General features: G+C 62.6%; 21 protein-coding genes. 10 read left to right on the top strand and 11 right to left on the bottom strand.

Translation table 11 applies throughout. From position 1 onward, the window contains the following. Positions 1–3: 3 nt before the first annotated feature. Positions 4–942: a citrulline utilization hydrolase CtlX gene (gene ctlX / locus N436_RS26250; protein WP_177410293.1), complete on the bottom strand. Its 939-nt coding sequence runs from the start codon at positions 940–942 to the stop codon at positions 4–6. 25 nt (positions 943–967) lie between these two features. After that, the gene (locus N436_RS26255; RefSeq protein ID WP_110742336.1) at positions 968–2,020 is read right to left on the bottom strand and encodes an ornithine cyclodeaminase; all 1,053 of its coding nucleotides are present in this window, start codon (positions 2,018–2,020) and stop codon (positions 968–970) included. Positions 2,021–2,204: 184 nt separating this feature from the next. Here N436_RS26255 and N436_RS26260 point away from each other — a divergent pair, with 184 nt between their 5' ends. Continuing rightward, a complete protein-coding gene (locus N436_RS26260; RefSeq protein WP_012272037.1) occupies positions 2,205–2,627 on the top strand; it encodes an Lrp/AsnC family transcriptional regulator in 423 nt (140 codons plus the stop codon). 342 nt (positions 2,628–2,969) lie between these two features. Beyond that, positions 2,970–4,388 carry an amino acid permease gene (locus N436_RS26265; protein ID WP_110742337.1) on the top strand — a complete coding sequence of 473 codons (1,419 nt, stop codon included), beginning with the start codon at positions 2,970–2,972 and terminating at the stop codon, positions 4,386–4,388. A gap of 20 nt (positions 4,389–4,408) precedes the next feature. Here the strand turns inward: N436_RS26265 and N436_RS26270 are convergent, their stop codons facing one another. Next, the gene (locus N436_RS26270; protein WP_105947530.1) at positions 4,409–5,344 is read right to left on the bottom strand and encodes a LysR substrate-binding domain-containing protein; all 936 of its coding nucleotides are present in this window, start codon (positions 5,342–5,344) and stop codon (positions 4,409–4,411) included. 247 nt (positions 5,345–5,591) lie between these two features. On the opposite strand from N436_RS26270, the gene N436_RS26275 reads away from it, so the two are divergent. Then, a complete protein-coding gene (locus tag N436_RS26275; RefSeq protein WP_104834623.1) occupies positions 5,592–5,792 on the top strand; it encodes a hypothetical protein in 201 nt (66 codons plus the stop codon). Between the two features lie 26 nt (positions 5,793–5,818). Here N436_RS26275 and N436_RS26280 read toward each other — a convergent pair whose 3' ends face one another. The 4 genes from N436_RS26280 to N436_RS26295 form a co-directional block, all read right to left on the bottom strand. Beyond that, positions 5,819–6,418, bottom strand: coding sequence for an START domain-containing protein (locus N436_RS26280; RefSeq protein WP_110742338.1), 600 nt, complete (start codon positions 6,416–6,418; stop codon positions 5,819–5,821). Positions 6,419–6,507: 89 nt separating this feature from the next. Beyond that, the gene (locus tag N436_RS26285) at positions 6,508–7,344 is read right to left on the bottom strand and encodes a bifunctional allantoicase/(S)-ureidoglycine aminohydrolase (protein ID WP_013972924.1); all 837 of its coding nucleotides are present in this window, start codon (positions 7,342–7,344) and stop codon (positions 6,508–6,510) included. Positions 7,345–7,450: 106 nt separating this feature from the next. After that, positions 7,451–8,842: an LLM class flavin-dependent oxidoreductase gene (locus N436_RS26290; RefSeq protein WP_110742339.1), complete on the bottom strand. Its 1,392-nt coding sequence runs from the start codon at positions 8,840–8,842 to the stop codon at positions 7,451–7,453. Positions 8,843–8,858: 16 nt separating this feature from the next. Further along, a complete protein-coding gene (locus N436_RS26295; RefSeq protein ID WP_105947532.1) occupies positions 8,859–9,839 on the bottom strand; it encodes an aliphatic sulfonate ABC transporter substrate-binding protein in 981 nt (326 codons plus the stop codon). 198 nt (positions 9,840–10,037) lie between these two features. Here N436_RS26295 and N436_RS26300 point away from each other — a divergent pair, with 198 nt between their 5' ends. After that, positions 10,038–10,919: a hypothetical protein gene (locus N436_RS26300; protein ID WP_110742340.1), complete on the top strand. Its 882-nt coding sequence runs from the start codon at positions 10,038–10,040 to the stop codon at positions 10,917–10,919. A 138-nt stretch (positions 10,920–11,057) separates the two neighbouring features. Then, the gene (locus N436_RS26305) at positions 11,058–11,729 is read left to right on the top strand and encodes a TetR/AcrR family transcriptional regulator (RefSeq protein WP_019096306.1); all 672 of its coding nucleotides are present in this window, start codon (positions 11,058–11,060) and stop codon (positions 11,727–11,729) included. Positions 11,730–11,736: 7 nt separating this feature from the next. On the opposite strand, the gene N436_RS26310 is transcribed toward N436_RS26305, so the two are convergent. Continuing rightward, the gene (locus N436_RS26310; protein ID WP_016713912.1) at positions 11,737–12,744 is read right to left on the bottom strand and encodes a GlxA family transcriptional regulator; all 1,008 of its coding nucleotides are present in this window, start codon (positions 12,742–12,744) and stop codon (positions 11,737–11,739) included. Between the two features lie 214 nt (positions 12,745–12,958). Between N436_RS26310 and N436_RS26315 the strand changes: the two genes are divergently transcribed. After that, entirely contained in the window at positions 12,959–13,171 is a 213-nt protein-coding gene (locus N436_RS26315; protein ID WP_105947535.1) for a PLDc N-terminal domain-containing protein, read from the top strand. A gap of 44 nt (positions 13,172–13,215) precedes the next feature. On the opposite strand, the gene N436_RS26320 is transcribed toward N436_RS26315, so the two are convergent. Continuing rightward, positions 13,216–13,539 carry a hypothetical protein gene (locus tag N436_RS26320; RefSeq protein ID WP_105947536.1) on the bottom strand — a complete coding sequence of 108 codons (324 nt, stop codon included), beginning with the start codon at positions 13,537–13,539 and terminating at the stop codon, positions 13,216–13,218. Between the two features lie 189 nt (positions 13,540–13,728). On the opposite strand from N436_RS26320, the gene N436_RS26325 reads away from it, so the two are divergent. Continuing rightward, on the top strand, positions 13,729–14,142 hold the full coding sequence (locus tag N436_RS26325) for a RidA family protein (protein ID WP_110742341.1): 414 nt from the start codon (positions 13,729–13,731) through the stop codon (positions 14,140–14,142). Positions 14,143–14,276: 134 nt separating this feature from the next. Then, positions 14,277–15,149, top strand: a complete 873-nt coding sequence (locus tag N436_RS26330; RefSeq protein WP_110742342.1) for a DMT family transporter — start codon at positions 14,277–14,279, stop codon at positions 15,147–15,149. 32 nt (positions 15,150–15,181) lie between these two features. Here N436_RS26330 and N436_RS26335 read toward each other — a convergent pair whose 3' ends face one another. Then, the gene (locus tag N436_RS26335; RefSeq protein ID WP_110742343.1) at positions 15,182–15,433 is read right to left on the bottom strand and encodes a hypothetical protein; all 252 of its coding nucleotides are present in this window, start codon (positions 15,431–15,433) and stop codon (positions 15,182–15,184) included. Positions 15,434–15,623: 190 nt separating this feature from the next. Here N436_RS26335 and N436_RS26340 point away from each other — a divergent pair, with 190 nt between their 5' ends. Both N436_RS26340 and N436_RS26345 read left to right on the top strand, forming a co-directional pair. Beyond that, positions 15,624–17,003 (top strand): DUF3300 domain-containing protein, encoded by a 1,380-nt coding sequence (locus tag N436_RS26340; protein ID WP_110742344.1) that lies wholly within the window; start codon positions 15,624–15,626, stop codon positions 17,001–17,003. After that, positions 17,000–17,893 carry a DUF2950 domain-containing protein gene (locus N436_RS26345; RefSeq protein ID WP_110742345.1) on the top strand — a complete coding sequence of 298 codons (894 nt, stop codon included), beginning with the start codon at positions 17,000–17,002 and terminating at the stop codon, positions 17,891–17,893. Before N436_RS26340 ends, N436_RS26345 begins: the two co-directional genes overlap by 4 nt. Before the next feature lie 33 nt (positions 17,894–17,926). Here the strand turns inward: N436_RS26345 and N436_RS26350 are convergent, their stop codons facing one another. Next, positions 17,927–18,883 carry a helix-turn-helix domain-containing protein gene (locus N436_RS26350; protein ID WP_110742346.1) on the bottom strand — a complete coding sequence of 319 codons (957 nt, stop codon included), beginning with the start codon at positions 18,881–18,883 and terminating at the stop codon, positions 17,927–17,929. Positions 18,884–18,924: the final 41 nt, after the last annotated feature.

Below are 18,924 nucleotides of genomic sequence, written 5' to 3' on the forward strand. Positions count from 1 at the left end.
ACGCTAGCTTCTCGGCGACAGGTGAATGCCCGCAATCATGCAGCGCACCGAGCCACCGGCCATCTCGATGGTGGGCACATCCAGCGGCACCAGCCGCGCCGAACGCTCGATGCGCTGGCGCTGCTCATCGGTCAGGCTGTCGAAGGCCTTGCGTGATAGCGCCAGAATACGCCCGTCACGCCCGGACAGCTCGATGGCGTTGCCGGCAAACTGACTGATTTGCTGGTTGCTCAGGTCAATTACGTCGCGACCGGATTCGATCAGCCGCATCCGCACTTCCTCGGCCCGTGCCTTGTTGGTGAAGGTGTCAAAGCCCACCAGTGCGAACGCGGTCGCCACGCACATCAGCACGTTGGTGTGGTAAATCGGCGTGCCTTGCTCGTCGGCGGTGTCGAACACCATCGGCTCGAAGTTGAAGTGCGTGCTGAAGCGCTCAAGGGCAATCGGGTCGGCGCGGTTGGAGCGCGCGGTGTAGGCCACCCGTGACAGGTGGTCGAACACCATGGCGCCGGTCCCTTCAAGAAACAGCTCGTCCTGCTCCAGCCCGGAATAGTCGATGACATCCTGCACCCGGTACTCATGCTTGAGCATCTCGATCACATCCGCGCGCCGTTCGCGGCGGCGGTTGCGCGAGTACATCGAGTAAATCGCGATATGCCCCCCGGGGTGGGTGGAGAACCAGTTGTTGGGGAATACCGAGTCCGGGGTGTTGTGCTCGCCAAAGTCGTCGAACAGGTGCACGCGTACACCTTCGGCCTCCAGCCTGCCAGCGGCCTGGGTGACTTCATCGCGTGCCACATCGGCCAGGGCCTGCGCCGCGATGTCGGGGCTGCTGCGCTGGAACGAGTTGTCGGCTGCGGTTTCCGGGTTGGGGGTGAACGCATGTGGCCTGACCATGACCACTGCTGCCGGGGCTTGAATCGAACGCGTTGGAAATGCCATGTGGAAATACCGGGTAAGAGCTGGGTTAGGCAACGCGTCGGATGCGGTTTTTGGCAGCGCGGCCACGGGTGTGGCTGAACAGGTCTTTCGGGTCGTCTTCCACCCACGGCACCAGGTCGATCTTCGAACCCATGCCGCGTTTTTCGGCTTGCTGTAGTACGTACCGTAGTACGGTGTAGTCTTCCAGGGCGAAGCCAACCGAATCGAACACGGTGACCTGGCTGTCACTCTGGCGGCCTTCGGTTTCGCCGCGCAGTACACGCCACAGGTCGACGACAGGGAAGTCCGCCGGCAGTTGCTGGATATCGCCTTCAATACGGGTTTGTGGTTCGTACTCGACGAACACGCGGGCCTTGCGCAGTACATCAGCGTGCAGCTCGGTCTTGCCCGGGCAGTCGCCGCCCACGGCATTCAGGTGCATGCCGGGTTCGAGCATGTCGGGGGTGATGATGGTGGCGTAGGCCTTGTCGGCAGTAACAGTGGTGATGATGTCCGCGCCTTTCACGGCTTCGGCTACCGAGCCGGCCCGGCGGATGGTGAGGCCGCTGTATTCCTTGAGGTTGGCAATCAGCTTGGCGGTGGCCAGCGGGTCGGTGTCGAACGCAACGATTTCTTCGATACCCAAGTGCTTATGGAAGGCCAGCGCCTGGAATTCGCTTTGTGCGCCGTTGCCGATCAGCGCCATCTTGCGTGCGTTCGGCCGGGCCAGTGCCTGCGCGGCCATCAACGAGGTGGCGGCGGTGCGCAAGGCGGTGGCGATGGTCAGTTCGGACAGCAATACCGGGTAACCGGTGTCGACATCGGCCAGCACGCCGAAGGCCATTACCGTATGCAGGTCACGGGCAGTATTGGCCGGGTGGCCGTTAACGTATTTGAAGGCATAGCGGCTGTTGTCGGCAACCGGCATCAATTCGATAACACCCACTTCCGAATGGCTGGCAACACGCGCAGACTTGTCAAACTCCTGCCAGCGTTTGAAGTCTTCACGCAGGGCCTCAGCCAGTTCGCCTATGAACGGCGCTACGCCAATGTCATGTACCAAGTCCGACATGGTTGGAACATCAATGAAATACGTCATGCTCTTGCACCTTGTTATTGCGCTGTCACCCCGGTCACGGCAGGCGGCACGCTTAAGATTGTTGAAGTGGCATGAACATTTTGATGAAAGGTTGCGTCAATCGGAAGAATGCAGGTTGCCAGTTTCATCAACTTTCTAGACAATCTGCCACCCCAAAGTAGCAATCTGATTATTGGCAGGCGTTATGGATACGATCGATCGGGAACTGATTGCGCTGTTGCGGGACAATGCACGTACCCCTGTGTTGACCCTGGCGAAGAAGCTCAAGGTGGCCAGGGCAACCGTGCAAAACCGCATTACCCGGCTCGAAGAGCAGGGCGTGATCATTGGCTACACGGTACGCCTGCGCTCCGACGCGCTGGAGCAGGGCGTGCGGGCAATCACCAGCATCGGCATCAGTGGCCACCACGCCGCAGAGGTCAAGCACGCGCTGCGCGGGCATCCCAACGTGGTGGCCATCCATACCACCAATGGCCGCTGGGACCTGATGGCAGAGCTGCGCGCCGACACCCTCGAAGCCTTCGACCGGGCGCTGAACACCATTCGGTCGATCCCGCACATCGAGAATACCGAGACCAGCATCCTGCTCTCGACCTACAAGATGTGACCGCTGGGTCAGGCCTTTTGACAGACGCATTGCGCAAACTGTCACCTGGGCTTTTCACACTGCAAAAAATCCCTTTGCCGGTGTGCATTCTGTAGCGTTCCGCTTGACCTGGGCCGCTGGCAGAATGAAACGGCTTTCGCGGGACGGTTTCAGGCGCACGTTCTGACGGTGCGTTTAAACAATAAGAAAGTCCGTTGCGAAGTTGCATCGGGCATTAGTTTAATTTTTTGTTATTGCCTGCGCTCTCATCATTTAAATGACATGAAACCTGCACCTTGGTACCAACTTGTTGGTGCGCTGCGGGGCGTGGAAGTTTTACAAAAAAAGAATAAGAGGTTGACTATGCATCACACGTGCAACGCGCAAAGCACCGCGCCGGAAGAGGGCCGAGTGCTCAAACGACGGCTGGAAAACCGGCACATACAGCTTATTTCGATCAGTGGCGCAATTGGTACCGGGTTGTTCATGGGGTCGGGCAAAATCATTGCGCTGTCCGGCACTTCGATCATTCTGGTGTACGCCATCATCGGCTTTTTCGTCTTCTGCATCATGCGGGCCATGGGCGAAATGCTGCTGGCCAACCTGCAGATGGAGTCGTTCGCCGACCTGGTGCACAACTACCTGGGGCCAAAGGCCGGCTACATCCTCAGCTGGTCGTACTGGCTCAGCTGGGTGGTGGCGGCGGTGGGTGATGTGGTGGTCGTGGCAGGGTTCGTGCAGTACTGGTACCCGGACGTGCCCACCTGGCTACCGGCGTTCGCCACCATGTTCCTGCTGCTGGGGTTGAACATGCTGGCGGTGAAGGCGTTTGGCGAGGTGGAGTTCTGGTTCGGCCTTATCAAGATTGTGGCCATCGTGCTGCTGGTTGTGGCCGGCCTGGTCATGGTCGCCACGTCCTACACTTCGCCGACCGGGGTCACCGCCTCGTTCAGCCACCTGGTGGCGCCGGGCGTGGTCATGCCGCATGGCATCCTCGGCTTCCTCGCCGGGTTCCAGATTGCGATCTTCTCCTTCGTCGGCACTGAACTGATCGGCACTGCAGCGGCAGAGGCGAAAGACCCGGAAAAGACCTTGCCCAAGGCCATCAACACCATCCCTGTGCGCATCCTGCTGTTCTATATCTGTTCGCTGGTGTGCATCATCAGTGTCATTTCCTGGGCCAATGTTCCGGCCAACCGCAGCCCGTTCGTTGAGTTGTTCCTGCTGGGCGGGCTGCCCGCTGCTGCTGGCATCATCAACTTCGTGGTACTGACCTCTGCAGCCTCGTCGGCCAACAGTGGTGTGTATTCCGGGTCGCGCATGCTCTACGGCCTGTCGCATCAGCAGCAGGCGCCCGTGGCGTTCGGGCGCTTGTCCGGCTCGGGCACACCGGTGCGTGCGTTGGTGTTTTCGGGGGTGTGCATGGCGATTGCACTGACGCTGCTGTTCGTCATTCCGGAAGTGATGACGGTGTTTACCCTGGTGTCGACCATTTCTGCGGTGATGATCATCGTTACCTGGTCGCTGATCCTGCTGTCCTACTTCGCCTACCGTCGGCAAAACCCGCAGGCGCATGCACAATCGACGTTCAAGCTGCCTGGCGGCAAGGTCACCGCCGCGCTGTCGCAGCTGTTTCTGATCTTCGTGTTGTGCCTGCTGGCGCTGGAGCCGGACACCCGTACTGCGCTGTACATCATGCCGCTGTGGTACGCGGGCCTGTTGCTGGCTTACCGGCGCAGGGCCAAGGCCTGTGCTGCACCACAGACCGTTAGCGCCAGTTAGCGTTTCGGGGGGGGGCTTGTTCAGGTGGCTGGCGGATTGTCACGCAGCCAGTCCACCAGCCCCAGGATGGTCGGGGTCGTGGTGCGCCCATGAGGCACGACCAGGTAATAGGCCTCGCGCGGCCGCACCACCAGGTCGGTCAGGCGCACCAGCTCGCCGGAGGCCAGCAGGTGGTCGAGCATCCGCCCCCAGCCCAATGCCACCCCATGCCCGTGCAAGGCCCCCTGGATGGTGTCGGTGTACAGCTGGCAGCGCAGGTTGTAATGCAGCTTCGGCGGGTTGCCACCCAGCGCGCGGAACCACGTGGGCCAGGTCATCCAGCCTTCGGTGGTGGCATCGGCATCCAGCAGGTCGGCACGGTACAAGGCTTCCAGCGACTCCGGTTGCGGGTTGCGCGCCAGCCAGGCCGGGGCGCACACCGGGAAAATCTCTTCATCGAACAGGTGCAGGGCGCTGCCGTCTTCCCAGCGGCCATTGCCAAAACGCACCAGCAGGTCGACATCGTGGTTGCGCAGATCGCCGGTAAACATCTGCGTGGCCAGGCGCAGGCGTACCTGCGGCAGGGCGCTGCGCAAGCTGCCCAGGCGCGGCATCACGCGTAACTGGGAGAAGGTTGCGGTGGAGCTGAGCACCAGCTCCTGCTCGCTGTCGCCTTCGCTGAGGCGGTCGAACACCGAAGCGATCTTTTGCATGGAATCGGAAATCACCGCATACAGCGCCTGGCCTTCACTGGTCAGGCGGATGCCGCGGTGCAGGCGCTGGAACAGTTGGCTACCGAGGTTTTCTTCCAGTTGCCTGACCTGCTTGCTGACCGCTGCCTGGGTGACCCCCAGTTCCTGGGCGGCCAGGGTGAAACTGTTGTGGCGGGCTACCGCCTCGAATTCGAGCAGCGCTGTCATTGACGCAATGATGCGCCGATAGCCTTTGTGCGTGTTGCCGTTTTCTTGTGTGTTCATGCGACGTCCTGGCAAGCGCGACGCGCTGGTCCGCACCGCGCGGGCACAGTGGCAGAAATTGACTCAGGGCGATAGGGCCTGCACGCGATCAATCAGCGCTCGACGGCACTGTCTGCTGCAATGATGTTTCCCACGCGGCAACAGTGGGCTTCCCAGTGATCTGGAGGCAATTGCCTAAAGCCCGATGGGTTGGGTGGCGCATAGGATCTTTCGGGCAAGTCCCTTAATGTTGTTACAGGAAACCAAAATGAAAAAAATTGCATTCATTACACTGCTGGCCGCCGCAGGCCTGGTTCAGGTTGCCCATGCCAACGATGCCGTCTTCAGCGAGCAGCCTCAAGCTGACCGTGGGGGTGTCAACAGTATAGGCGTGCCAGAAATACCGTGCCCTGAGGGTACTTTCTTGACCCCGATCGGCACTTGCGAGCCAGGTTTCGATTTTGACTGATACCCAGGCGATCTGGTGGATAGCCCTCAAGGCTGACGTTCGGCGACAGCCCTCAGGGTTCTGAGGGTTACCACCGGCGCATCCACCACGAACCGATTGGCAAGCCAGCCCGGCACATCTCCGGCCGGGTCGGCTTGCAACTGGTACGTCACTTCGGTCAACCGCTCACCCAACGGTTTCATTCGCCACTCACCACTCAGGTGCTGCACCCGGATCAACCCGTCAACCTGGGGAATCCTGTCGGGCTCAGCGCTCAGGTGCCGCAGCAGCGTGCCGTCATCCAGGCGTTCGCTGCTCACCTTCAACACAATGTCCCGTGGCATGGTCGGCCAGGGCAGGTTGGTGGTCAGGTGCACCCAGGTATTGGCACCGTCCACGTCCAGCAGGCGCATCTGGTCACAGGCATACAGCCACTTGCAGGCCACCCGCAGGTTCTCCTGCAGGTCGGTGAGCGTGCGCACGCTGGCTTTCATGGTGCTCACACCACGAAACTGCTGGTAGGGCGAGTCGGGTACGCCACTGAGGTACACGCGGATGCCTTCGCGGTCGTAGGCGAGGTTCCAGGCATCGGCGGCCAGGGCAGGGGTGCACAGCAGCAGGAGGGTAAGCAGCAGGCAGCGGGGCATGGCCGGTACCGTGCGGGGGATGGGTGTTTCAGTATGCGCGGCAAATGGAAAGCCCGCCAGATTGGCGGGCTTAGGGCATCAGCCTGAGCTTAGCGCTTAGGATTCAGCGTCAAATGCACATGACGGTTCACGTCCTTGTACAGCAGGTAGCTGAACTTGCCTGGGCCGCCGGCGTAGCAGGCTTGCGGGCAGAAGGCGCGCAGCCACATGAAGTCGCCGGCTTCCACTTCGACCCAGTCCTGGTTCAGGCGGTACACCGCCTTGCCTTCCAGCACGTACAGGCCGTGTTCCATCACGTGGGTTTCCGCGAACGGGATCACGCCGCCCGGCTGGAAGGTGACGATGTTCACGTGCATGTCGTGGCGCATGTCGGCCATGTCGACGAAGCGGGTGGTGACCCAGCGGCCTTCGGTGCCCGGCATTTCAATGACGGTGGCGTTGTCGCGGTGGGTAACGAATGACTCGGGTACGTCCAGGCCTTCAACTTTCTGGTAGTGCTTGCGCAGCCAGTGGAAGGTGACATTGGACTTGCTGTTGTTGCGCAGGCTCCACTCGGCGCCCGGGGCCAGGAAGGCGTAGCCGCCCGGTACCAGGGTGTGATGCTTGCCTTCGACGGTGATGTCCAGCTCGCCTTCAACGATGAACACCACGGCTTCGGCGTTCGGGTCCAGCTCTGGGCGCTCGCTGCCGCCTTCCGGGGCCACTTCGACGATGTACTGGGAGAAGGTTTCGGCAAAACCGGTCAGTGGGCGGGCAATGACCCACATGCGCATCTTGTCCCAGAACGGCAGGTGGCTGGTGACGATGTCACGCATCACGCCTTTAGGGATAACGGCATAGGCTTCGGTGAACATGGCACGGTCAGTCAGCAGCTCGGTTTGAGCCGGGTGCCCACCGTGGGGGGCGAAGTACGAATGGTTCGACATGGACGATCTCGACTTGTTGTTCTCTCCCCATGCCGTGAACCGCACCGGCCGGTGCGGCGCAGGGGATGTGGCGACAGAATAGGGTCGAGCGCGTGGCATCCACAAATTAAATGTTGGAATACCCGGTATTTGATCGCTGAATGTCAACCTGACGCCCAATGTGCTGTGCCGGCAGCTGGTCGCCTTGGCCGAACAGCTTGTGGCGCAAGGTGCCCTCGGTGTAGTGCGAAGGGTAGCGGCCACGGCGTTGCAGTTCGGGCACCAGCAAATCGACGACATGGGTCAGGTCGTCCGGCTGCACGGCATAGGTCAGGTTGAAGCCATCGATGCCGGTCTGGTCCAGCCAGTTTTCCAACTGGTCGGCGACCTCGCTGGCTGAGCCGACCAGCACCGGTCCGCGACCACCCAGGCCAACGAATTCGGCGGCCTCGCGCACGGTCCAGCGGCGCTTGGGGTCGGCGGCGGTGAACGCGGCCAGGGCGGCGCGACCGGCATCGTTTTCGACATATTCGATCGGCGCGTCGGGGTCGAGGCCGGCAAAGTCGATGCCGGTCCAGCCCGACAGCAGTGCCAGGGCAGCGTCCAGGTCGACGTAGCGACGGTATTCGGCGAAGCGGGCCTTGGCTTCTTCCCGGGTGGGGGCGACGATCAGCAACGCCTGGGCATAGATCAGCACCTCATCACGACCCCGCCCGGCGGCCTCGCTGGCCTGGCGGATGCCGTCGGCGTAGCGGCGCAACACTGTGGGCGTCGGGCCGCTGATGAACACGCATTCGGCATGCTGCGCGGCAAATTGCTGGCCACGTGCCGAAGCACCGGCCTGGAACAGCACCGGCGTGCGTTGTGGCGACGGCTGGCACAAGTGCATGCCGGGCACCTGGAAGTGCTCGCCCACATGGTTGATAGGGTGCACCCGCGAAGGTTCGATATAGCGCCCACTGTCACGTTCCAGCAGCACGGCATCGTCGTCCCAGCTTTTCTCCCATAGCTTGTACAGCACCTGCAGGTACTCTTCGGCAAGGTCGTAGCGCTGGTCGTGGCCCAGTTGGCGCGCCAGGCCGAGGTTGCGTGCGGCGCTGTCGAGGTAGCCGGTGACGATGTTCCAGCCAACCCGGCCATTGCTCAGGTGGTCGAGCGTGGACATGCGCCGGGCGAAGGGGTAGGGGTGTTCGTAGGTCAGCGAAAAGGTAACGCCGAAACCGAGGTGCTCGGTGACCCCGGCCATGGCCGGTACCAGCAGCAGCGGGTCGTTGACCGGCACCTGCACACCACCGCGCAAGGCGGCTTCGGGCCCGCCTTGGTAGACATCGTAGATGCCCAGCACATCGGCGATGAACACGGCGTCGAACAGGCCGCGCTCCAGCAGGCGAGCCAGGTCGGTCCAGTAGCTCAGGCGGTTGAATGCCACGCTGGTGTTGCGCGGGTGGCGCCACAGGCCGGGGGACTGGTGGCTGGCGGCGTTCATGCTGAAGGCGTTGAAGCGGATCGGGCGGGGCATGGTGGCTGCGCTCCGCTCAAGGCAACACGGAAGCCGGGTAGACCGCGTCGGCCACCTGCAGCTTGCGTGGAATCAGGCCCAGGCCCTGGAAGGTATCGGCCAGTTTCTGTTGTTCGGCAACGATTTGCGGGGTGATGGCCACGGCATTGTAGTTACGCCGTTCGCTGGCCACTTCCAGCACGTTGGCGCTGATGCCCAGTTGCGGCGCCAATAGCGCGGCAACCTCGGCAGGCTTGGCGTTGGCCCACTGGCTGACCTTGCCCAGTTCGCTGAAGAAGGTTTTCAGCAGCGCACGGTGCTGGTCGGCATAGCTGGCGGTGGACAGGTAGAACGTCCGGTTGTTGGACAGGCCGCTGCCGTCACGCAGGTTCTTCAGGCCAGGCTGGCTTTCTGCTGCGGCGAGGAACGGGTCCCACAGGGTGACGGCCTGGACACTGCCGGATTGCAGGGCAGCCACGGCATCGGCGGCATTGTTGACGTAGGCGGGGGTGATGTCCTTGTAGGTAAGACCTGCTTGCTCCAGCGCTACGGCCAGCAGGTACTGGGCGTTCCAGCCGCGGCCGGTGGCCACGCGCTTGCCTTTCAGGTCTTGCACGCTGGCCAGGTGGTCCTGCTCGCGCACCACCAGGCCGATGCCGCGTGGGTAGGGTTGTTCGGCGGCCAGGTACACCACCGGTTTGCCGGCGGCCTGGGCGAACACGGACGGCGCATCGGCGGCATGGCCCAGGTCGATGGCACCCGTGCTCAAGGCTTCGAGCAACTGCGGGCCGGCGGCAAATTCGTGCCAGCTTACGGTTACACCTTGTGGTGCCAGCGCTTTTTCCAGGGCGCCGCTGCCTTTGAGGATGTTGATGCTGTTGAACTTCTGGTAGCCGATGCGCAGGGTCTTGGCGTCGTCGGCCAGGGCTTCGGACCAAGGCAGCAGGGCGCTGGCGACACTGGCCAGCAGGCCGCCGATCAACAGCCGGCGCAGGGGAGAGAAAGCACGGGTTGGCATGGGTTTGCTCCTTGAAACCGAGTGGGAAACGATGTGCCCAGCCTAAGGAGGTGGCGTTTGGCTTTCAATTTTTATATTCCTGTTTGTTAGAATGTTTAGTTATTTTTATATCCTTTTGTTTTTTGTAATGTTCTGCATTTTTCGACATTTTTTTCACATTCGCTTGCTAGCATCGCGGCAATCCCGAGGAGCCCCTACATGCCGCACATCCTGCGCAAGCGCAGCACCCGCATCGCCCTGACTGCCACTACCGGCCTGCTGACCGCCACCTTGGGCTTTTTCGCCTGGCAGAGCTTCTACCCGGTTCAGGCTGCCTCCGGCTGGGATGTCGAGGTACTGCACCGCGATGTGACCAAAGCCGCCTCGCTGCTGCCGCAAGCCGATGGCAGCCTGCTGGTCAGCCGCGAGCTGGATGATGGCCGTGGCAGCATCCTCAAGATCACCGCGACCGGCGACCGGGTCGTGGTCATCGACAACCTGTCCAAGCCCGACGGCATGGTGGCGGCTCAAGGGGGGTGGGTGTTCAGTCAGGAAGGCGGCCGGGCACCTGTCAGCCTGGCCCGCGATGGCCAGGTGACCCCCCTGTTCGACGGCGATAGCGTGCAAGGCCTGTGGAATGACGGCGACCACCTGTATGCCATCGAAGACCGCAAAGGCAATGGTCGCTTGATGCGTTACGACTGGAACAGCGGCCAGCTCGATGTGCTGCGTTCCGGCCTGACCGAAACCGAAGGGCTCACCCGCTGCGCGGGCCGTTTGCTGTACACCGAAAAGGCCAATGGCAAGGTCCGCGCCTTGTCCGACGATGGCAGCGACCCGGTGGTGGTCGAAGGCCTGCGCAACCCGACGTTCCTGTACTGTGACCAGCGCGGCTTGTGGATCAGCGAAGACAACACCCACCGTGCCCGGCTGCTGCGTGTTGACGCCGGTGGCGTTCAGCACACGGTGCTGACCTTCCTCAAGGCGCCACAGTCGATCGTGGCGGATGGCAAAGGTGGTTACTTGCTGGCCGAAGGCGGGCGTAACCGCGTGCTGCACCTGACCCCGCCGCTGGAGCGCAATACTGCCCAGCGGGAGTGATGCCCGCGGCGTGCCGTGAATGATTTCACGGCCAGCCACCCGTGAGGTTTTATGGCTACCCGACCAACAGCGCGCTTCCCTGCATGGCCGCGCTCACGGATAATCCCCCTCATTCCAATAAATAGCCTGTGAGTGGGTATGAGTGATTCCGTAGTTGGCCTCGGCCAGCCTGAAACCGAAGGGGGGCGCAGAACGCGCAAGAACAACCCCGAGAAAACGCGCGAGGATATCCTCCAGGCGGCCATCAACGAGTTCGTCCAGCAAGGGCTGGCCGGCGCCCGCGTCGACGCCATCGCCGAACGCACTGCCACCTCCAAGCGCATGATCTACTACTACTTCGGCAGCAAGGAGCAGTTGTACTGCGAGTGCCTGATCAAGCTGTATGGCGACATCCGCAAGACCGAGCAAAGCCTGGACCTGGAATCGCTGCCGGCCGAGCAGGCGATTCGTCGTCTGGTTGAGTTCACCTTCGATCACCACGACCGCAACGTCGATTTCGTGCGAATCATCTGCACTGAAAACATCCACTATGGCGAGTACGTCAAGCAGTCGCCGGCCATTCGTGAAATGAGCAGCCTGGTGCTCGAAGCGTTGGGTAACACCCTGCGCCGTGGTGTGCAGGAAGGGGTTTTCCGTGGCGGCATCGAAGTGATCGACCTGCACATGCTGATGAGCTCGTTCTGCTTCTACCGGGTGTCGAACCGCCATACTTTTGGCGAGATCTTCCAGATCGACCTGTTGGATGACGAGATCAAGCTGCGCCACAAAGCCATGATCTGCGACGCCGTGCTGCGTTACATACGCGCCTGAACGGCGCTCACTCGCCCAGCCGCTGCTCCCGCGACGGCGGGTAGCCGAAGTAGGCCGCATAGCACTTGCTGAAATGCGACACCGAAACAAACCCGCAGGCCACTGCCACTTCCATCACCGACAGGTCGGAATACTGCAGCAGGCGGCGGCTTTTGGTGATGCGCAGCTCCATGTAGTAGCGCCGCGGCGACGTGCCCAGCTGGGCCTGGAACAGCCGGTCGATCTGCCGTCGCGAGCGCCCGCTGTAGGCGGCCAGCTGGTCGAGGCTGAGGGTTTCCTCCAGGTTGTTTTCCATCAGTTCGACGATGGTGCGCAGGTGCAGGCTCATGGACTTCTTCGCCCCCGGCCCAACCTGACGGTAACGCGCTCCGGAGAATGACAGGATTTCTTCCACGCCTTCGGCCAGGCCATCACCATACAGCCGACGTACCAGGCCCAGCATCAGCTCCATGGCACCGTTGGGGCTGGCGGCGCTGAGGCGGTCGCGGTCGAGGGTGAAGCTGGCCGGGGTGATGCGCGTTTGCGGGCTGCGTTCGGACAGGCTGGCGCGCTGTTCGGGGTGGATGCTGCAACCGTAGTCGTCCAGCACCCCGGCGCGGCCAAGGAACCAGGCGCCGTTCCACAGGCCACCCAGGGCCATGCCGTGGGCCGCGCAGTCGTCCAGCAGGCGGTCGAGTTCCGGGTATTTCAGGGGCGTGCGCAGGCCGCCGCAGATCACCAGCAAGTCCAGCTCCTTCAGCGCCTCGGCGGACAGCTCGGTGGCCACCAGCTCCAGCCCCAGGTCGCTGAGCACCCGGTCGCCATCCATCGACAGCGGGGTGAACCGGAAGCTGTCCGCACGCAGCAGGTTGGCGGTGACCAGCACATCCATGGCGACGGTAAAGCTGGCCATCGAGAAATGTTCGAGCAAGACGAAGTCGACCCTGTACGGGGCCTGGGCATTGGCGCTGGTGGATTTCAGCCGCAGCATGTTGCTGGTACTGGTCTTCTTGCTGAACTGACGTGGCGTGGGCACTCTGGTCTCCGCTTCCTGGTTGGCCCGCAGAGTGTGGCGGCTGGCTGGGGGAAAGACAATCACCCGGGTGGGCGTGTCGTATTTCAGGTCGTGTTCAGGCAATCGCTTGCGGTGATGATTGCGAAGCTCCGCTCCTGCCGGAGGAGGGAAAACAATCTGAACCCTCGGCGCTTGCTGAAACCCAACCCATTACATGCCAAATGGGAGAGCGCTCATGGAAATCGGAACGATCTGGATCATTATCGCGGCCTTCGTCATCCTGCTGGAGGTCTGGGCGATCTGGCACATCATTGGCAGTGATCGGCGCGCCGAACGCAAGATGCTGTGGGTCGTCTTCGTGGTGTATGCGCCATTCCCCGGGTTGTTGTTCTGGGCATGGCGCGGGCCCAGGGCGGTGAAGGGCAGGGCGGTACTGCAGGAAAAGTGACGGTGTCCGGCATCAGGCGCGGGGGCGCCTGATGCCTGTGAGGCTCACTTGGGCAGGATGTCGAAGCGTATGGCGGGGCCTAGCCCGTTCACCATCAGGCAGCCGTAGAATTTCACGGTAGACAGCACACGCAGCTGCTTGAGCGCATTATGAATATATTCGTGAATCAGTTTCTCAGCCTCGCGCTTGCGCTCTGCAAGAGTGGAGCCCTTGAGTTCGACCGTCCCAAGCAAGGTGGTTTCAATGTGCTCAACGGTGCCCAGGCCGAGATTTTCCCGTAGATGCACCCGTGCCTGGGCGGCATCGGCGTCATCGCGTGCGGTGTGCGGCTTGATGGTATAGGCCAGCTGGAAATCAAAATTACTCATGCGCTTTTCCTTGTTGGATTCAGGCCTCCATGCCGGGGCTGGCAATCTAGCGCGTGACGGCCGCCGCGCAAACAGACGCGTGGTTCACATCAGTTCGCCTTCTGTGCGAAACGTCCTACGCTGCGCTTGACCTCGAGTTAACTTAAGGTCCGATACTCCGCCACTCTTCCATCCGATCGAGGGCATGTCGTGACCCATCCAGCCGTATTCCAGCTGAGCAACCCTGAGGGCCTTTACGATCCCAGTGGCAATGCCTATTCCCACGTCGCCGAGGTACGCGCCGACAGTCGGCTGTTGTTCATCGCCGGCCAAGGCGGGGAGGGCAGCGATGGCCAGCTGTCGCCTCTGTTTGCCGAACAGGCCCGCCAGGCGCTGGCCAACCTGGAGCTGGCGTTGGCATCCAAAGGCGCCAGCCTGGCCCAGGTGTTCAAGCTGACCTTGCTGATTGTCGAGCATTCCGAAGCGCGCCTGCGCCAATGGGTAGCGGAGGCGGACAGGGCGTGGGGGCCGTATTTGAAACCGACCTGCACCCTGATCCCGGTGCCACGGCTGGCGCTGGACGGCATGCTGGTGGAAATCGAGGCTGTGGCAGCACTGCAATGACGCGTTAACAGTCGCTGAGCGAACCTTGGCGTGGCCGGTGCCAGCCAACGCCTGGGGAAGTATCTTGTATATCGGCACTGGTCGTGACTACATTGCCGCTATAACAACAAGCTTCCCTCAGAGGTGACCACACCATGAGCACCGGCAGCACTGCGCTTACCGACCGCAAGGCTCGCGCCTGGGTCTGGCCTGCCCTCTTCAGCCTGGTGGCCTTCGCCGCCAATTCGGTGTTTTGCCGGCTGGCGTTGAAGGATGGGGCTATCGACCCGGCTTCTTTCACCGTGGTGCGTCTGGCCAGTGGTGCATTGTTCCTGCTGCTGCTCATCCGCCTGCGCAGACCTGCGTTGGCCATGGGCGGCAGCTGGCGTGGCGGCCTGGCGCTGTTCCTGTACGCGTTCCTGTTCTCTGCCGCCTACCTGCAACTGGGTGCAGGAGCCGGTGCGCTGCTGCTGTTCGGTGCCGTGCAAATCACCATGTTCGGCTTTGCCTGGTACAAGGGCGAACACATCTCGGCGCGTATGCTGCTGGGCATGCTGATCGCGTTTGCCGGCCTACTGGTGCTGCTGTTGCCCGGCGCCGCTGCGCCGCCGTTGGCCAGTGCCTTGCTGATGGGGTTGTCTGGCGTGGCCTGGGGTGTCTACACGCTGCTGGGCAAAGGCTCCCCCAGGCCGCTGGCCGACACCGCCGGCAATTTTACCCGCAGCCTGCCTTGCCTGGTGCTGCTGTTACCGATGCTGTTGGTGGGGGCCGGCCCGCACCTCACACCGTTTGGCTTGTGGTATGCGCTGGGTTCAGGGGTGCTGGCTTCTGGCGCGGGTTACGCCGTGTGGTATGGCGTGGTCAGGCAGGTCAGTGCGCAACAGGCTGCAACCCTGCAACTCAGTGTGCCTGTGATTGCCGCTCTGGGCGGTGTTGCTCTGATTGGTGAGCCGCTATCGCTGCGCTTGCTGATTGCGTGCGTGGTGGTGCTGGGTGGCATTGCGCTTGCTCTGGCACCGCGACGTTAGTGCGAGATGAAGAATGGGTGGGTAGGGGCCGCTTAGCCTCTGGTCGAACGGTCTGCGTCGGTCGCTTCCGTTACTACAGGCAGGTTGCCTGCGCGCTGGATGATCCGCCGTTGCTGCTCGTAGTCGTCAAGGGAAAGACCGCGACGCTGTAGCGCTTCCAACTGCAACTGGCGGGTTTCTTCGGCTGTGTAAGGGCGCAGTTCCGGGTGGCTGGCACAGCCGCTCATGATGGCGATGGCAAAAACGGCGAAGGTGGCGAAAAGCAGGCGGGCCAGGGTGTTCATCGGGGTAGCTCCAAGGGCCGGGGTCGTGGGCGGCGAGTCGATGGAGCAAGGTTATTAGGCCAAGGCGCCCGGTAGAAATTGCCCTGCTCGATAGTGACTATCGATGAACCGGGCGGGCTTTCGACACCTGGCCAAAACCGCCAGCATGGCTACGCTTAACCCACGCGGTCAGACCTCATGGGGAAAAGCGATGCGCATGCCATTGTTTGCTTTCCTGTCGGCGCTCCTGTGCCTGCACGCCGCGCCCGGCCTGGCGTTGGCGCAAGACGTACCGGCGCCTGATCCGGCCCCGCAAAGCGAAACGGTATTGACCAAAGACCCGGTCTTCACCCAGGAGCAACTGGACCAGATGCTGGCGCCGGTTGCCTTGTACCCCGATGCGCTGCTGGCCCAGGTACTGATGGCAGCCACTTACCCGGGGCAGGTGAGTGAAGCCGTGACCTGGTCCAAGGCCAACCCCAAAGCCTCGGGTGACGACGCGGTCAAACAAGTGGCGAAGCAGCCCTGGGACCCAAGCGTGCAAGCGCTGGTGGCTTTCCCGCAGCTGCTGGCGACCCTCGGCCAGGACCCGGTGTGGGTGCAGCGCCTCGGTGATGCCTTCCTGGCGCAACCCGACGATGTCATGGGCGCCGTGCAGCGCTTGCGCCATCAGGCACAGGCTGCCGGCAACCTGCAAAGCAACCAGTACCAGAACGTGACTGTGCAGGCTGCCCCGTCGACACAGGCGGCCAGCAGCGCGCCGTCCACCATCGTCATCCAGCCGGCCGACCCGCAGGTGGTGTACGTGCCCAGCTACAACCCGACCACGGTGTATGGCACCTGGGCCTATCCGGCCTCGCCGCCGGTATACTACCCGCCACCGCCGATGTACTACCCCGGCTCCGCGCTGGTGGCCGGCCTGGCCTTCGGGACCGGCGTGGCGATTGTGGCTTCGCTCTGGGGCGACTGTGACTGGGGCAACAACGACATCGATATCGACGTCAACCGTTACAACAACATCAACGCCAACAACCGCATCACCAACAACCAGAACAAATGGCAGCACAACGCAGCCAACCGCGATGGCGTGCCTTACCGTGATGCCCGCAGCCGCCAGCAGTATGGCCGCCAGCTGGACGGTGCCACCCAGCGCACGGCCTTCCGTGGCGACGACGTACAGCGTGCCCAGGCACGGGACAAGGCCAGGGCCTCGATGGACCGGGCCGGTATTGAACGGCCCGCCACCAGCAACCGCCAGGCGCGTCAGCAAATGCGTGAGGCGCAGACGGGCAACGCGGTGGGTAACCGTATGCAATCGCGTGCCGACAACCCGAGGGTCGCCGAGCGTCGGCAGGAACCCCGCACAGCCCAAGGCCGGCAAGTGGCCCAGAACCGACCCGCCAATACCGCCGGCCGGGCACGTAACAATGCGTTTGACGGCGTACGCTCGCCTTCACGTACCAACCTGCAGGCTAACCGTGGTCGCACCAGCCAGTCCTTCGCTCAGCGCCCGAACACCTCACGTGCCGCCGGACACCCGATCTCCCGACCCAGTGCGCCCATGCGTCGCGGCGGAGGTGGCCGTCGATGAACCGTCCAGCATTTGCAGGGTTGCTGTTCATTGCGAGCCTGGCCTGGTCCTGCCTGGCGGCTGCTCAAGAAACCTTTCCAACGCCGGAGAAGGCTGTGGCGTCCTTCGTTACGGCACTGGGCGCGGAAAAACCGGATGAAGCCCGCCTGGCGCAATTGCTGGGCGATGACTGGCGTACCTACATACCGCGTGGTGGTGTGCAGCGCAGCGACGTGGACACCTTCCTCGCGCAGTACGGTGCGCAGCACACCATCGACAGGACGGGCGAGGGCAAGGCCATTCTGGCGGTGGGCAGTGATCACTGGACCTTGCCTATTCCTTTGACCAAAAGCAGCCAGGGTTGGCGGTTCGACCTCAAGGCCGGCAGCGCCGAAATCCGCGCCCGGCGCATCGGCCGCAACGAACTGGGGGTGTTGCAGTCGTTGCTGGCTTATCACGATGCGCAAATGGACTACGCCACCGAGGACCACAACGGCAACGGTGCGCTGGAGTACGCGCAGAAAATCTTCAGCGAGCCCGGCAAACATGACGGGCTGTACTGGGACGAGGATGGCGACGGCGAGGTAAGCCCGTTGGGCCCGCTGTTCGGCCAGGATGTGGTTGGTGATGACTGGTACGGCTACCACTTCCGCATCCTCGATGCACAAGGCCCCTCTGCCCCTGGCGGCGCCTACAGCTACCTGATAGGCAACCAGATGAGCCGTGGTTTCGCCATGGTCGCCTGGCCGGCCAGGTACGACGACACTGGGGTGATGAGCTTCATGATCAGCCACGACGGCCAGGTGTTCGAGAAAGACCTCGGGCCACAGGGCGACAGGCTGGCCAAGGCGATGAAACGCTTCGACCCGGATGACAGTTGGCAGGTGGTGGACGTGGCGGCCGAAGACTGACTCCGGTCGCGCAGTGACCGCCGCTTGCACCGTTCAGTGCGTACGCGCAGCCCTGACCTCCCGTGCCGTGCACCCAAATTGCTGGCGAAATGCGCGGGTGAACTGCGCCTGATCGGCAAAGCCCCAGCGGAACGCCAGTTCGCCAATGGCCAGGTGGCAATACGGGTCGCGCAGTTGCCGGTGCACAGCCTCCAGGCGTTGCAGGCGCACCCATTCGCCAAGGGTATAGGGCGTGATCGCGAACAGCTTGTGCAGGTAACGCAACGACAGCCCGCAGGCGCTGGCGATGGTTTGTGGCGTGAGTTCGGGGTCGCCCAGATGTTGCAGCACGTACTGCTCCACCCGCGTCAGGTGCAGGGTGCTGAGGTTGCTGCCTTCGCTGCCCAGTACGCGGTCGTCCTGTTGCAGGGCCAGCAACAGGGTGGCCGAGGCCTGTTCCAGCAGCAGATGCCGGGCAGCCACAGGGCTGGCATCGAAATGGCGGGCGCACAGGTCCAGCTGTTCGACGAAGATGCGCCCCAGGCCCTGGCTGGCATCGAAGCAATGCCGGGTATAGCGTTTGTGCCCCAGCAAGTTGGCCTTGAGTGCCTGCTCAGGCAGCTTGAGCACCCACAGGTCGTTTTGTGTGCCGTAATGGAAGCGGTAGGGGGCGTCGCCGCGCTCGACGATGAAACCACCCGGGCGACAACTGATCGGGTGGCCGTCCTGTTCGAAGTGCACCTCGCTGCTGTGCGGCACGGTCACCAGGTAGAACGCTTCATGGTCCTGGCCGATGTGCGCCTTGCTGCGCGAGTAGCCCAACGGGCTGGAGCGCAGGCGCGACAGGCTGAGCGGCGTGCTGGGCGTGCTCCAGCGCTGCAGGTGGCCATTGAACGGCTGTTCGGCGGCAAACTGCAGGCTCAATGGGAAATAGGTGTCACTGATGGCTTCGGCCCAGCGCGCCTGGCGCTCCGGCTGAGCCCAGCCGTGGGTCGAGAGTTCTGTGGGCATGGTGGGTCCTTTTTCAAAGAGGGCAGCATTGAAAAAAGGAA

It is taken from the genome of Pseudomonas sp. RV120224-01b (assembly GCF_003208145.1).
Classification (GTDB): Bacteria; Pseudomonadota; Gammaproteobacteria; order Pseudomonadales; family Pseudomonadaceae; genus Aquipseudomonas; species Aquipseudomonas monteilii.